The organism is Streptomyces sp. NBC_01264 (assembly GCF_026340675.1).
In the GTDB taxonomy this organism is placed as follows: domain Bacteria; phylum Actinomycetota; class Actinomycetes; order Streptomycetales; family Streptomycetaceae; genus Streptomyces.
This window is the reverse complement of sequence record NZ_JAPEOX010000001.1, coordinates 2887870-2901670: the sequence shown is the minus strand read 5'-3', so window position 1 is coordinate 2901670 and position 13801 is coordinate 2887870. Positions and strand designations below refer to the sequence as shown.

The following is a 13801-nucleotide window of genomic DNA, read 5'->3' as shown; positions in this document are numbered from 1 at the left end:
TTTCGCAGTACCCCCGGCTTCGGCCGGGACCCCTCATTCGGTCCGCACAACGAAGTGCGGCACTCCGACACAGCGCCCGCCACGTCCCCGACCAGGGGTGGCGGGCGTTGTGGCGTTCCGGGGTGGTCAGACATCCCATGCCGTTTCATGTCAAGAGGGATAGAGCTGGGCGTGGTGTGACCAGGCGGTTGCTTCGTCGTAGTGGGTGCGGGTTTTGAGGCATCCGTGGAGGATGCCGACGAGGCGGTTTCCGACCTGGCGGAGGGCAGGGTTGTAGCCGGCGTCGCGGGCGCGCTGCTTGTCGTAGTAGCGGCGGGCGCCGGGTGAGGTGTTCAGCGCGGAGAACGCCTGGAGTTGCAGGGCCGAGGCGAGGCGGTTGTTGCGGACGTAGCGGGCCTGGACGGTGTGGCTCTTGCCGGAGGCCCGGGTGATAGGGCTGGTCCCGGCGTAGTTCTTGCGGGCCTTCGCGTTGTCGTAGCGGGTGGGGTCGTCCCCGAACTCGGCGAGCACCCGGGCGCCGGTGATCTCCGCGATGCCGGGCATCGAGAGGTAGATCTCAGCGTCCGGGTGCTCAAGAAAATGTGCCTTCACCTGCCTTTCGAGCTCGGCTATCTGCTCGTTCAGACTGATCAGCAGGCGCGCGTGGGCTGTCGCGGCGGCCGCGTAGGCGGCGGTCACCGGTTCGGGCAGACCGAGGTGTTCTTCTCGCAGCGCGGTCTGGATCGTGGCGGCTTTCTGGGGCCGGTTGTGCCGGCGGTGGCGGGTCAGGACCGCGGTGATCTGGGGGCGCGTCAGCTTCGCCGCGGTGGCGGGCGTGGGCGCCTTGATCAGCAGCTCCAGTGCGTCCGTGCTGGTCAGCGCCAAGTCGGCGTAGGCGTCCAGGGCCGCGGGGAAGTACTCGCGCAGCGTATTGCGCAGCCGCTGGAAGGTGCGGGTGCGTTCCCAGATCAGTGTCTGGTGGGCACGGGCGACGACCTTCACGGCCTGGGCCTGCTCGCTGTCTCCAGCGACGGGCCGCAACTGGTCACGGTCGATACGGACCATGTCTGCCAGCGCGTGCGCATCGCCTTTATCGCTCTTGGCGCCGGAGGTTCCGTAGCGTTCCTTGAACCGGTTGACCTGCCTCGGGTTGATCGCGAACACCTGGTAGCCGGAGGCGATCAGGGCCTGCACCCACGGGCCGCGATCGGTCTCGATCCCCACCACCACCTCGGCGGAGTCCACATCCGCGCCACCGTACTTCGCGATGAGCGCGTGCAGTTTCGCGATGCCCTCCACCCCCTCGGGCAGGGTCGCGACGGCCAGCTTGCGGCCCGTCCCGTCCTGGACCTCGACATCGTGATGGTCTTCGGCCCAGTCGTCACCGATCAGCAGCAACAGTTCTCTCCCGCTCGTATCCGTTCGTTCAGTTGCACAGCAGCCTGCGGAAGGCACGGCACGCGGCCTAATGGATCCAGTGCTCACGCCCGTGGGCGGGCACGCCATCCCATCAGCGGTCATGGCCTCCCGGCCGACCAGCAGGGGCACGGTCTGACCACAGAACTCGAACGGCTCCGGCATCGGAAGTGCTCACCTGCTGGCGGCTACAACATCAAGTCTCTACGACCCGATACGTCCCATTAGGCTTCGGGTGTGAACTCGTACTGGAGCTCGTACAGATGGCCTGCCTTCACCATCACGGTGACTTCGATCGGTCGCCCGTCCTCGCCGTACACCGTACGGAGGGTCCGCAGGACGGGCAGGTCGCCGGGCAGCCGTAGGGCGGTGTACTGCTCCTGCGTCGCGACCCGGGCGGAGAGCCGGTCCACGCTCCGGCGGGGCGCGAACCCGAGTTCCGTCAGCAGGGTCGGAGTGCCGCCCCGGATCCGGCGGGTCTCCGCGAGCGCCGTGCCGCGTGCGAGGGCCGGCGGGTAGTACGAGCTCACCAGCTCGGCGGGTTCGTCCTCGATGGTGATCAGCTGGCGCCTGCACACGGCCGGGCTGCCCTCCGGGAGGCCGAGCGCGGCAGCGACATCACCGGCGGCGGGCACCTCTTCCACCGCCAGCAGGGTGCTGTGAGCTGCGCGGGCCGGTTCCGATGCTTCGGCGAGCCACGGGTAGGCCGCCCCGTCCACGGCCGGTGCGAGGGAGCCTGCCGGGCGAACGGTCCGCTGCCGGGTGTCCCGTACGGTCACTGCCGCGCCCGCACGGCCAAGGACGAGCCCCTCGTCCTTGAGGAGCTGGACGGCCTTCTGGATCGTTGCGTTGGAGGCGTCGAACCGGGATTTCATCCGCGAGGTCGAAGGCAGCTTCGATCCCGGTGCGAGGTCGCCGCTCATGATCTCGTCCCGCAGGTCGGCGGCGATGCGGGCGTGGAGCGGACGGGGGTCGGGGCCCGCGGCTGCGGAACTGGACAGGGTCATGCGACCTCGATGTCGATCTCGTACCGCAACTGCTGGCGTCCGGCGGGCATGATCATCACGTCGGCCTGGATCGGTCGGCCCGCCGAGTTGTAAGTCGTACGGGCGAGTTGGAGGACCGGATCGACCGGCCCGAGGCGTAGGTGCTCCCGCTCCTCGGGACCGGGCATCCGCGCTGTCACATTTTCGACGGCTCGTGCGCCGATGTGTCCGAGCCCGGCCATCAGAGTCACGGCGCCACCCCGGATCTTCGCCGTTCCGGCCAGAGGGGTGCCCGCGGCGATGTCGGCAGGGTAATAGGTGTCGGTCAATTCGGTCGGCTCGCCGTCGAGTTCGATGATCCGGCGGCGGACGACGACGTTCTCCCCGGTCGGTAGGCCGAGCATCCGGGCGACTTCGGTCGGGGCGCGGACCTCGCCGGCGTGCAGGATGCGCTGCGCGCCGCGACGGCCCGAGGCGGCGGCCTCGGCGGTCCAGGCGTCGGAGTCCCCGTCGGCGCGAGGGGTCAGGTACGGCATCGACGTGCTGGTCCATCCGCTGCCACTCACGGTGCCTCCTGGTGTCCGTCGCTCTCTGCCGGTGCCCACGTTAAGCGACACTTCTGCGCTATCCCAGCCTGCAAACCTTGCCGCTTTTCGCGAATAGCGATACGTTCTGTGAGGCCTTGGAAGCTCAGCGTTAAGGCGGTGGGGTGCTATGTCCTTGTCCCGGCAGCAGCGGTTCCCTCGGGCCCGTGCCTCGGTGTGCGCGGCCCGTCAGTTTGTAGGTGACACGCTTGGCGATTGGGGTGTGTCCGAGCGGCGCGACGACATACGGCTCTGCGTGTCCGAGCTCGCCACGAATGCCGTACTGCACGGGGTCCCGCTGGGGCGGGAGTTCTCCGTGCGTCTGGAGCGGGAGGGCGGGATCGTGATGATCGAAGTGCGCGACAGCGGCCCGGGTTCCCCCGTCGTGCAGCAGCCCGACCGTGGTGCCCGGAGCGGCCGGGGGCTCTGGTTGGTGGCTGAGCTCGCGGACGAGTTCCAGATCCGTGACGAGCGGGTGGGCAAGGCGGTCTGGGCCGGGTTCAAGCTGGCTTCGGCCTGAGGTGAGTGACGGTTGATACGACGCCCGCCACGTCCCCGACCAGGGGTGGCGGGCGTTGTGGCGTTCCGGGGTGGTCGGACCGGCTCGCTCAGTCGGCGGCTGCTCGCAGCTTGCGGGCTCGTTCGGCCGGGTCGTAGTTCGGGCCGACGCCTTCGATCAGCAGGAGGTCGCCTTCGATGTGGTCGGTGCGCAGGCGCAGGATGGCCCGGTAGGCCGGAGAGTCGTACCAGGCACGGGCTTCGGCAAGGCCGGGGAACTCGATCAGAACCATACTGCCGGGCCAACTGCCCTCGACGATTTCGGTCGGCGGACCGTGGATGACGAAGTGGCCTGCGAAGGGGTCGAGGGTCGCCTGGATGCGCTCCAGGTACTCGATGACGTCGGAGTGATTCCGGCGGCTGCGGAGATGGGCGAAGCCGTAAGCGGGCACCACGGGGCTCCTTCGTTCCGGGGGTGGGCGATGACCGCGAACGTAGCCGAGGCCGGTCGGGCGGTGCGATGACCGCAGAGGTAATGGCGGCGAGGTCGAGGAACGGCGGTCAGGCGCCCCGGTGAGCGATCCCGCTGAGTGGGTGTGCCGGGCTGCGGCGAGGGTGGGGGCGGGTTATCAAGGGGGTGAAGGCGAGCCCGGTGGTGTGGGGGTCGTCGCCCCCCACGGTTGAGGAGTGCGTCTCGTGGAGTTCGAGGTCAATGGCGTCCCGTGTGCCGTGGACGTGGACGGTGATCCGGCTGCCGTCGAGGTGGTGCGGGAGCGGTTGGGGCTGACCGGGACCAAGCTGGTCTGCTCCGGCGGGGTGTGCGGGGCGTGCACGATCCAGGTCGACGGGGAGCCGCGGGTGGCGTGCCTGACGCCGGCGGCGCGGCTGGGCGGGCGGCGGGTGACGACCGTGGAGGGGCTGGCCGGTCACCCGGTCGGGCGTGCCTTCGCCGGTGAGGACGCTCTGCAGTGCGGTTACTGCACCCCTGGATTCGTGGTCGAGGCGGCCGCGTTCTTCGAGCGGTGGCGGGCCGCGCACGGAAGGAGCAGGCCGGGGCGGGAGGAGATCGCGGAGGCGCTGGCGGGGCATCTGTGCCGGTGCGGGGCGTACGAGGGGATCTTCAGTGCCGTGGCGGCGGCCTGTGCGGGTGAGTACGACGGAGAGGCGGCCGCCGCTGCGCGCGCCGAGGCTCCCCAGAAGGTCGACGGGTCGGCCCGGTACACCACCGATCATCGGCCCGAGGGGCTGCTGGAGGGGGTGATCATCCGGTCGCCGCACGCGCATGCGCACGTACGGTCCCTGGAGGCCGGGGACGTCGCGGTGGTGCCGCTGCTTCCGCCCGACGGCGTGGTGCGGTACGTCGGGCAGCCCGTGGCGGCGGTCGCCGCCGCGGACCGGGACGCGGCCCGGGCGGCCGCCGAGCGGGTCAAGGTGGAGTACGAGGTGCTGCCGGCCGCCCTCGACGTGGACCGGTCCCGGGCCGGTGAGGGGCCGCTGGTCTACGAGGACAAGGCGGCGCGGAAGCTGGCGCCCGGATCCGGTGAGGCCCCGCAGCTGACGCCCGCCCGCTGGCGCGGCAACCGGCGGGGGCCCTCCGCCATGAACAAGCGGGCCGCCACCGCGGTGCGCCGGATCATCCAGGCACGGGAGCGCAGCCCCGAGCGGGTGGTCGAGGGGCTCTTCACCACGGCCGCACAGACGCACACCCCGCTCGAACCGCACGCCTGCCTGGCCCGTTGGGACGAAGGCACCCTCCACCTGGAGGTGTCCACGCAGTCCGTCAAACAGGTGGCCGTACTCGCCGCCGAGCGTTTCGGGGTGCCCCTCGAACGGGTGGTGGCGCGGGCCGTCCACGTGGGCGGCGGCTTCGGCTGCAAGATGGGGCTGACCTCCGACGTGGTCGCCGCGGTGGAGCTGGCCCGGCTGCACGGCGCCCCGGTACGGGTGGTGCTGGACCGCGACGAGGAGCTCACCGACGGCGGCTACCGCCCCGGGACCCGGATCCGGCTGGCGATGGCCGCGGACGCCGCGGGCGGGCTGAGCGCACTGGCCATGGACGTGGACACCGACGGCGGGGTCTCGGTGGGCGGCACCGTCGCGGCGCTGGCCCGGTTCATGTACGGCAAGGCCCCGCGCCGGCTACGGGACTTCGACACCGTCACCCACCGGCCGCCGGGCGCCCCCTTCCGCGGTCCCGGCGGGCCCACGATGTGCTGGGGCCTGGAACAGGCCGTCGACGAGATGGCCCACCGGCTGGGAGAGCATCCGATCGCCCTGCGCCGCCGCTGGGACGGCAACCCGAAGCGCCACGCGCTGTACGACCTGGCCGCGGCGCTCCCGGCCTGGTCGGCGACCCGGGGCGGCACCGGACGGTTCCGCCGGGGCGTCGGCGTGGCCGCGGCCAACTGGCTGTACTTCCTCGACCCCGTCACCGAGGTGGAGCTCACCGTCGAGGACGGGACCGTGGTCGCCCGCTGCGCCGTGCAGGACATGGGCACCGGCTCGCGCACCGTACTGCGCCGGGCCGTCGCCGAAGGGCTCGGCGTGCCGGAGGAGAAGGTGCGCGCCGAGGTCGGGCACAGCGACACCGTGCACGGGCCCACCTCCGGCGGCAGCCGCACCACGCCGTCCGTCGTGCCCGCCGCCATGGACGCCGCCGAACGGCTGCGCGCCGCGCTCGGCGCCGACGACGGCGACGTGGCCTCCCGGCTGGGGCTCGCGAACGGCGTACGGGTCACCGGCCGGCGCCCCCGCGACCACCGGGGCTTCGTGACCCCCCTCAACCTGACCATGGGCGGCATCGCGATCGGCCGCGGCTTCACCGGATCGGTGCAGGTCGCCGAGGTGGAGGTGGACACCCGGCTCGGCCGGATCCGCCCGCTGCGCGTGTGGAGCGGCATCGCCGCGGGCCGCATCCACGAGGAACGGCTCGCCCGCAGCCAGTGCGAGGGCGCCGTCGTCCAGGGCGTCGGCTACGCCCTGTTCGAGGAGCGGCGCACCGACCCGGCCACGGGACGGGTGCTGACCGACAACCTGGAGGACTACCGCATCCCCGGCATCGGGGACACCCCCGAGATCACCGTCCACTTCCACCAGGAGGGCTTCGAGCACGTCCCCGGCGGCGGAGTCGGCCTCGGGGAGATCTCCACCCTGCCCACCGCGGCAGCCCTGGCCAACGCCGTCCACGACGCGACCGGCTGGCGCCCGTACGACATGCCCATCCGACCCGACCGGCTCCTGGAAGGACTGGGTACGTGAGCACCGAGCCCACCCTCACCGACCTCTCGGCCTCCGTCCTGGCGCACGGCGGGGAGCTGCGCGCCGGCGGTACCGACACCACCGCCCGGCACCGCGCGGGCATCGCCCCGGGCCCGTTCACCGACCTCGACGGCGCCAGCAGCCTGCGCGGCTGTACGCCGCTGCCCGGCGGGGGCTTGCGGATCGGCGCCCTGACCACGCTCACCGAGCTGGCGACCGATCCGCGGGTGCGCTCCGGCTGGCCGGGCCTGGCGGTGTCGGCCGGGAGCGCGGCGACCCCGCAGATCCGCGCCGCCGGCACCCTGGGCGGCAACCTGCTCCAGCGCAACCGCTGCTGGTACTACCGCAATCCGCACTTCAGCTGCCTGCAGAAGGGCGGCTCCGGCTGCCCCGCGCGCGAGGGCGACCACCACTTCGGCGTGGTCAGCGGCGACGGCCCGTGCGTCGCCCCGCACCCGTCGACCCTCGCGGCGGCCCTGCTCACCTACGACGCCGGGGTCGAGGTCCACGGCGAATCGCCGCGCACGGTGGCCGAGTTGTACGGGGACGGCGACGGGCTCCACCGGGCCGACCACCTACTGGCACCCGACCGCGTCCTCACCGCGGTCCTGCTGCCGCCGCCCCTGCCCGGCGAGCGCGCCGCCTACCACCGGGCCACCAGCCGGGCCCACGGCGAATGGCCCCTGGTGGAGGCCACCGCCCGGCTCGCGCTGGACGGCGCCACCGTCACGCACGCCGCCGTAGCGGCGGGCGGCGTGGCGCGGGTACCGCTGCGGCTGCCGGAGGTGGAGACCGTCCTGATCGGCCGGGAGGCCACCCCCGAGCTCCTCGCGGCGGCGGCCGAGACGGTGCTGGCCCGCTGCCGGCCGCTCCCGCAGACCGGCTACAAGGCCACCCTGTTCCGCGACACGGTGCTGGAGGTGCTGGAGCGGGCCGCCGCCCCCACCGGTTCGTAGGGCCTGTCGCCGCATTCCCGTCTGCCTCGCGACGCGGCCCGGTAGGCGGTCGGGGTGAGGCCCGTGGAGCGGACCAGGTGGGTGCGCAGGGAGTCGGCCGTGCCGAGGCCGCTCCGGGCGGCCACCTGGTCCACGGGGAGGGCGGTCGTCTCCAGGATCTCGCGGGCGCGGTGGAGGCGCTGGTGCAGGAGCCACTGGAGGGGGCTGAGACCGGTCTCGGAGCGGAAGCGGCGGGTCAGGGTCCGTACGCTCAGGCCCGCGTGCCGGGCCAGGTCGGCCAGAGCCGTCGGCTCGTGCAGACGGGCCAGGGCCCAGCCGCGGGTCGCGGCGAGGGAGGTGCCGCGGTCGGCCGGGAGCGGGGTCTCGATGAACTGGGCCTGGCCGCCCGGCCGTACGGGGGCCGCGACCACCAGGCGGGCGGTGGCGTTCGCGACGGCGGCGCCGTAGTCGCCGCGCACCATGTGCAGGCACAGGTCGATGCCGGCCGAGAGTCCCGCCGAGGTCAGCACCCCGTCGTCCTCGACGAACAGCACGCCCGGCACGAGGTCGACCGCGGGGAAGCGCTCCTCGAACTCCTGCGACATGCTCCAGAAGGTGGTGGCGCGCCGTGAGTCGAGCAGACCGGCCTGCGCGAGGACGAAGGCGCCCGTGCAGATCGACGCGATCCGCCCGCCCCGCGCGGCGGCCGCCCGCAGGGCGTCCAGTACCCGCGGATCGCCGCTGACCCGGGCGCCCGTCCCCGTCACGATCACCGTGTCGGCCCGCTCGATCGCCTCCAGGCCGTGGCGCACGACGATGTCGATGCCGATCGCCGCCTCGACGACGCCGGGGGTGGGCGTGCAGATGGTCACCTCGTAGGCCGGGTCTTCCCCGACGCGCGTCGCACCGAAGACCACCTCCGGGATCGACAGGTCGAAGGTGGTCACCGGGGGAACCGCGACGACCACCACCCGGTGCGGACGGCGGCTGGTGGAAGCAGGCACATGCGGGGTCGTCATGGCTCGAATCTCCGGAAGGCTGGCATTCGGGCCACTACTGTACGGGGCCGCCGGGCGTGAGAGTTGATCCACGACCTCTTCAACTCCAGCCTCCAGCAAGGGAGTACGGCCATGTCCGTGCACGTCGTCACCGGCGCCGGCCCGATCGGCACCGCCACCGCCCGCCTGCTCGCCGCGTCCGGCGAGCGGGTCCGTGTCATCACCCGAAGCGGCGGCGGGCCCGAGCATCCGCTCGTCGAGAGGGTCGCCGCCGACATCACCGACACCGACCGCCTCACCGGACTGCTCCGGGGCGCCCGCACCCTCTACAACGCGGCCGCGCCCGCCTACCAGGACTGGCGCACCGCCTTCCCCCCGCTGGCGGCCTCCCTCCTCACCGCCGCCGAGCGGACCGGCACGGACTACGTGATGCTGGGGAACCTCTACGGGTACGGATCCGCGCCGCAGCCCCTCACACCCGGCCTGCCCCTGCGGCCGACCTCGGACAAGGGGCGGGTGCGCGCCGCCATCTGGGAGGAGGCCCTGGCCGCCCACGAGGCCGGGCGCGTGCGCGCCGCCGAGGTCCGGGCCAGTGACTTCCTCGGTGCGGGGGCGCTCTCCCTGTTCACCTGGACGGCCGTCCCGGCCGTGCTCGCGGGCACGGAGGCGGTCTTCCCCGTCGGCCTGGAGGAGGCGCACGCCTGGTCCTACGTGGGCGATGTGGCTCGTACCCTCGTCGCCGTCGGCGGCCGGGAGGACGGCTGGGGCCGCGCCTGGCACGTGCCGTCCACCTCGGAGCTGTCCATCCGGGCACTGGCCGGCCGGCTGGCCCAAGCCGCGGGTGCGCCGGACCCGAAGCTGCGCCGCATGACGCCCGGGGAGCTGGCGGAGCTGGTCGCCCGGGACGCGCTGATGGCCGAGGTCCCGGAGATGGCGTACCTGTACGACCGGGCGCTGCGCCTCGACGCCTCCGAGACCGAGACCGTGCTCGGCGTACGGGCCACCGCGCTGGACCTCGTCCTCAAGGAGCTGGTGGAGGGCGGGAGCTGATGTCGCCGGCCGGCCCTACCCGCGAGTATTGACTATTAGTCAATTCAGGCCCACGCTCGACGCGAGCCGTCGTGTCGTCTCTGGTGTGGGAGGTCGTCCCGTGCGTACAGATGAGGAAATGGGCCGTTTGGCAGGGGAGTTGGGGGGCGCCCGGCCTCCCGCGTCGTTCGCGGAGCTGGACGCCGGGGAGCTCGCGCGGCTCGCCGAGGCGCTCAAAGCGGAGCGGGCACGCCAGGCCGAAGGCCTGAACCAGGCCGCGGAGGAGGCGCTGGGACTGGTCCCGGCCCTCGCACGCGGGGCCGTGCGCAAGGTGCTGTTCCGGTGAGCCGCGCCGAAGTGGAGAAGATCGCCCGCCTGGTCGGCGCGGACGCCGGGGAGCTCGGCTTCCTGCGCGGGCTGCCGGACGAGGACGTACGGGCGTTCCGCGAGCAGGTCAGCGGCGTACTGAACGACGGCGCACCCGAGATGCTCGACCGGATCGCCGCCGCGACCAAGCTGGTGCCGGCCGGGGTCGCGGCCGCCATCTCGCAGAGGGCGCTCGGACCCCGGCTGGCCGCGGGCGTGGCCGGCCGCCTGGAATCGGGGCGGGCCGCCGCCATCATCGAGAAGCTGCCCGTCTCCTTCACGGCCGAGGCCTGCGGACACCTGGACCCCCGGAAGATCTCCGGGATCGTCGACCGGCTCGACGAGGGTCTCGTCGTACGCATCGCCACCACCCTCGCCGAGAACCGCGACCACCTCACCATGGGCCGGTTCGTCGGCCACATGCGGGACCAGGTGCTCCGCCGGATCCTCGACCAGGTGGACGACGCGGCGGTGCTGCGCGCCGGCTTCTACGTGGACCTGCCCGAGCGGCTGCCCCGGATCCTGGAGCTCATGGGCGACGGCCGCCTCGGCGCGGTCGTACGGGCCGCTGCCGCCGAGGGGCTCTGGGAGGAGGCCCTCGGCGTCGCCGCGATGGTCGGCGGCGACCAGCGGCTGCGGATCGCCGAGCTCACCGCGCGTCTCGACGCCGCCGAACTCGACTCGCTCGTACGGGTGACGCACGCCGAGGGCCTGTGGGAGTCCCTGCTCCCGCTCGTGGCGCTGCTCGGCGAGGAGGACCGGCTCGCGGTGGCCCGGCTGGAGTCCCTGCGGGACCCGCTCGTACTGGCCGGAGTGGTACGGGCCGTCGTGGCGACCGCGCTCTGGGGCGCCTTCCTGCCGCTGGTCGGCGTACTGCCCGAGGAGGCCCGCAAGGTGGTGGCCGATGCCGCCGCCGGGCTGGGCGACGAGGAGCTCGAAGGGCTCGTACGGGAGGTGGACAAGCAGGACCTGTGGGAGCTGGTGCTGCCGCTCGTCGAGCTCATGGAGGAGGCCGGGAAGGAGCGGATCTTCGCCCTGCCGGCCTTCCAGGAGCAGGAGGAGTAGCGAGTCCTCGAGACGCCAGGCGCTAGCGGCTGAGCAGGGCCAGCAGTGCGCGGCGCGGGAGCGTGCGTGCGGCGAGGACGAAGAGGGCGTTCGCGCGTCCGGGGACGACGGTCGGGCGGGTGCTGCGGCGCTCCAGGGCACGCAGGGCGGCGCGCACCACGGCCTCCGGGCTCCGGACCAGGGCGGCGGGGGCATCCTGGTGCCGCCGGGGCGGGGATGCGGGCGGGATCGGGGCCGGGGACGTCGGCTCCGGCTCCGGCTCCGGTTCCGCGGCGGTGGGGCCGGGGCAGAGGGCCATGACGTGGACGCCGAGGGGGCGTTGCTCGTGCCAGAGGGCTTCGGAGAAGGCGGTCACGAAGGCCTTGCCGGCGCTGTAGACGGCGAGGCCGGGGGTCGGGGTGCTGCCGAGGGTGGAGGAGACGTTGACGAGGGCGTCCCCGCGCCGGGCCCCGGAGAGGAAGGCGTGCGCCAGCGTGACGAGGGCGTCGCAGCCCAGGCGCGTGGCGGCGAGGGCGTCCAGGGGGTCGGACTCCGCGAAGGGCCCGTGGTGGGCGGCGCCGGCGCTGTTGACCAGCAGGTTGACGGGGCGCCGGCGCAGCTCGGCGGCGACCAGTGCCTGTCCCTCGGGGATGGACAGGTCGGCGGCCAGTAGGCGGTGACCGGGTCCGAGCTCCTCCGCGAGGGCGCGCAGCCGGTCCTCGCCCCGGGCCACGAGGGTCACGGTCCAGCCGGCCGCGGCGAGTTCGCGGGCGAAGGCCCGGCCGATGCCCGAACTGGCCCCGGTGATCAGGGCGGTGCGCGGCGTCATTTCTCGGCTCCGGGCACCGTGCCGGGCGACAGGAGGAAGGACGCGCGCTCCATGACCGGCTGCCGCTGGGTGTTCTGGAACGCGGCGATCCGCCACCGTCCGTCGCTCTCGCGGGTCAGCGTGTACGTCTGGACCTTCGACAGCTCCGTCGGCCGCCCGCCCTCGTAGGTGTCGCCGCGGCTGGTGACCACGGCCGCGTCGGGGCCGAGGAAGCGGATGCCCAGGATCGAGTCGGCCAGCTCCGTGCCTTTGACGAAGCCGCCGAAGAGGGCCCGGTGGGCCTCGGTGATGTCGCCGCGGCCCTGGTAGTGGGTGCCGACGTACGTCGTGTACGTGGCGTCCGGCGTGAAGAGGGCTCCGTACGCGTCGGCGTCGCCGGCGCCCCAGGCCCCGGCGAGCGAGGCCAGCACACCGCAGACGGCGTCGCGGTCGCCCGTAACACCCGCGGTGCCGGTGGCGGTGACGGCCGTGCAGGCGGCGGAGCCGGTGACCCTGACCTCCGAGGTGGCGTCGAGCCACAGGTAGCCGCCGCCGGCCGTGAGGCCGAGGGCGAGCGCGGCGCCGATCAGGGCGCGCTTGAGCGTGCGCCTGCGGGAGCGGGGCGCGGGCGGGGCCGCCGGGTCGGTGCCCGGGGCGGAGTCCGGGTCGGTGCTCGGCGTGGTGGCGCGGTCGTCGGTACGGGCGGTGGCCATGCGGGCTCTCCGTAAGGTCGTCGGGGTGGGGGCGGGCGAGGAGGCGCTGCGCACGGTCAGCGCTCGGCGGCCGGGACGAGGTCCGGGGCGAACCGGTAGGACACGGCCTCCATCAGGGGCTTGCGCTTGGTGTTCTGGAAGGCGGCGATCCGCCATGACCCGTCCGCGTCACGGACGAGGGTGTACGTCTGGATCTTGGTGAGCTTCGCCGGGCGCTTGCCCTTGTAGGTGTCCCCGCGGCCGTTGACCACCGCCGTGTCCGGCCCGTAGAAGCGGACGTCGAGGATCTCGTCCGCCAGCCGGGTGCCCTTGAGGAAGCCGGAGAAGAGGGCGCGGTGGCTGTCCACGATGTCGCGGCGGCCCCGGTAGAAGGTGCCGACGTAGGTGATGTACGTGGCGTCCTCGGTGAACAGCTCGCCGTACGCCTCGGCGTCGTGGCGCTCCCAGGCGGAGACGAGCCGGTCGAGCACGGTCCGGACGGCGGTGGAGACGGCGGTTGCGGACTCGCCGGTGGGCTGCTGCATGACGGACCACTCCCCATGTGATTAGACTGGCGCAGATACTTACTGAATGCAGTATCTGCATGTGTGCAGATATAAAGGTAGGAGGCGATCCCGAGAATGGCAACAGGCGGCGGCGGCCCGGACGCGCACACGAACTTCCGGCAGTACCTGGACGCCGTCGGGCTCCAGGGCCTGGCCAGCGCCGAGGCGGCCGGACTGCACACCTCCGAGTGGTACGCGCTCAGTCTCATCACCCTGGAAGGGGGCCTGTCCTCCGGCGAGCTCGCCACCCGCACCGGCTTGACGACGGGCGCGACGACCCGGCTCATCGACCGCCTCGAACGGGCCGGTTACGCCCGGAGGGCCGCCGATCCGGGGGACCGGCGCCGGGTCATCGTGGAACCCGTACCGGACGCGCTGGACCGCATCGAGGACGTGGTCGGACCGGCCCGCCGGCACGTCGCGGCAGTGATCGGCTCCTACACCCCGGAGCAGCAGGCCCTGCTCTTCGACTACTTCGCCCGCGCCGCGCCCGCGTTCCGCGCGGCCACGGAGGAGATCCGCGCCGCGGCCGGACCCCGCCGGAGCAAGGGCCGCCCGGCGGCGGAGTAGGGGAGCGAGGGGGGCATCCGCGGTGCGGTGCGGCCGTCCCGTCAACACGTGAGCGCGTGCTCTCGTGCCTCT

The 13801-nt window shown here is 73.1% G+C and carries 15 protein-coding genes; 7 read left to right on the top strand and 8 right to left on the bottom strand.

Annotated features, from left to right (window positions below):
- Nucleotides 1-150: 150 nt before the first annotated feature.
- From OG435_RS13300 to OG435_RS13290, 3 genes are all read right to left on the bottom strand, one after another.
- A complete protein-coding gene (locus tag OG435_RS13300; protein WP_266875563.1) occupies nucleotides 151-1377 on the bottom strand; it encodes an IS110 family transposase in 1227 nt (408 codons plus the stop codon).
- A gap of 242 nt (nucleotides 1378-1619) precedes the next feature.
- Nucleotides 1620-2402, bottom strand: coding sequence for a GntR family transcriptional regulator (locus OG435_RS13295; RefSeq protein ID WP_266877031.1), 783 nt, complete (start codon nucleotides 2400-2402; stop codon nucleotides 1620-1622).
- A complete protein-coding gene (locus OG435_RS13290) occupies nucleotides 2399-2947 on the bottom strand; it encodes a GntR family transcriptional regulator (RefSeq protein ID WP_266877030.1) in 549 nt (182 codons plus the stop codon). Before OG435_RS13290 ends, OG435_RS13295 begins: the two co-directional genes overlap by 4 nt.
- Nucleotides 2948-3095: 148 nt before the next feature.
- On the opposite strand from OG435_RS13290, the gene OG435_RS13285 reads away from it, so the two are divergent.
- The gene (locus OG435_RS13285; RefSeq protein ID WP_266877029.1) at nucleotides 3096-3485 is read left to right on the top strand and encodes an ATP-binding protein; all 390 of its coding nucleotides are present in this window, start codon (nucleotides 3096-3098) and stop codon (nucleotides 3483-3485) included.
- An 88-nt stretch (nucleotides 3486-3573) separates the two neighbouring features.
- On the opposite strand, the gene OG435_RS13280 is transcribed toward OG435_RS13285, so the two are convergent.
- Complete coding sequence (locus tag OG435_RS13280; protein ID WP_266877028.1) at nucleotides 3574-3915, bottom strand: DUF1330 domain-containing protein; 342 nt, start codon at nucleotides 3913-3915, stop codon at nucleotides 3574-3576.
- Between the two features lie 244 nt (nucleotides 3916-4159).
- Here OG435_RS13280 and OG435_RS13275 point away from each other — a divergent pair, with 244 nt between their 5' ends.
- Together OG435_RS13275 and OG435_RS13270 are read left to right on the top strand one after the other, a co-directional pair.
- A complete protein-coding gene (locus OG435_RS13275) occupies nucleotides 4160-6721 on the top strand; it encodes a molybdopterin-dependent oxidoreductase (RefSeq protein ID WP_266877027.1) in 2562 nt (853 codons plus the stop codon).
- Nucleotides 6718-7677 (top strand): FAD binding domain-containing protein, encoded by a 960-nt coding sequence (locus OG435_RS13270; RefSeq protein ID WP_266877026.1) that lies wholly within the window; start codon nucleotides 6718-6720, stop codon nucleotides 7675-7677. Before OG435_RS13275 ends, OG435_RS13270 begins: the two co-directional genes overlap by 4 nt.
- Here OG435_RS13270 and OG435_RS13265 read toward each other — a convergent pair.
- Entirely contained in the window at nucleotides 7605-8675 is a 1071-nt protein-coding gene (locus OG435_RS13265; protein WP_266877025.1) for a GlxA family transcriptional regulator, read from the bottom strand. The two genes, OG435_RS13270 and OG435_RS13265, sit on opposite strands and share 73 nt — an antisense overlap.
- A 111-nt stretch (nucleotides 8676-8786) precedes the next feature.
- On the opposite strand from OG435_RS13265, the gene OG435_RS13260 reads away from it, so the two are divergent.
- From OG435_RS13260 to OG435_RS13250, 3 genes are all read left to right on the top strand, one after another.
- On the top strand, nucleotides 8787-9704 hold the full coding sequence (locus tag OG435_RS13260; RefSeq protein ID WP_266877024.1) for an NAD-dependent epimerase/dehydratase family protein: 918 nt from the start codon (nucleotides 8787-8789) through the stop codon (nucleotides 9702-9704).
- 118 nt (nucleotides 9705-9822) lie between these two features.
- Nucleotides 9823-10029, top strand: coding sequence for a hypothetical protein (locus tag OG435_RS13255; RefSeq protein ID WP_266877023.1), 207 nt, complete (start codon nucleotides 9823-9825; stop codon nucleotides 10027-10029).
- On the top strand, nucleotides 10026-11114 hold the full coding sequence (locus tag OG435_RS13250; RefSeq protein WP_266877022.1) for a hypothetical protein: 1089 nt from the start codon (nucleotides 10026-10028) through the stop codon (nucleotides 11112-11114). The genes OG435_RS13255 and OG435_RS13250 overlap by 4 nt, the downstream gene beginning before the upstream one ends.
- Before the next feature lie 22 nt (nucleotides 11115-11136).
- Here OG435_RS13250 and OG435_RS13245 read toward each other — a convergent pair whose 3' ends face one another.
- From OG435_RS13245 to OG435_RS13235, 3 genes are read right to left on the bottom strand one after another with little or no spacing between them, the layout of a single operon-like run.
- Nucleotides 11137-11922: an SDR family NAD(P)-dependent oxidoreductase gene (locus OG435_RS13245; RefSeq protein ID WP_266877021.1), complete on the bottom strand. Its 786-nt coding sequence runs from the start codon at nucleotides 11920-11922 to the stop codon at nucleotides 11137-11139.
- Nucleotides 11919-12614, bottom strand: a complete 696-nt coding sequence (locus OG435_RS13240; protein ID WP_266877020.1) for an SgcJ/EcaC family oxidoreductase — start codon at nucleotides 12612-12614, stop codon at nucleotides 11919-11921. Before OG435_RS13240 ends, OG435_RS13245 begins: the two co-directional genes overlap by 4 nt.
- Before the next feature lie 56 nt (nucleotides 12615-12670).
- Nucleotides 12671-13138, bottom strand: a complete 468-nt coding sequence (locus OG435_RS13235; protein ID WP_266877019.1) for an SgcJ/EcaC family oxidoreductase — start codon at nucleotides 13136-13138, stop codon at nucleotides 12671-12673.
- Nucleotides 13139-13234: 96 nt separating this feature from the next.
- On the opposite strand from OG435_RS13235, the gene OG435_RS13230 reads away from it, so the two are divergent.
- Nucleotides 13235-13729 carry a MarR family winged helix-turn-helix transcriptional regulator gene (locus OG435_RS13230; protein WP_266877018.1) on the top strand — a complete coding sequence of 165 codons (495 nt, stop codon included), beginning with the start codon at nucleotides 13235-13237 and terminating at the stop codon, nucleotides 13727-13729.
- Nucleotides 13730-13801 lie beyond the last annotated feature (72 nt).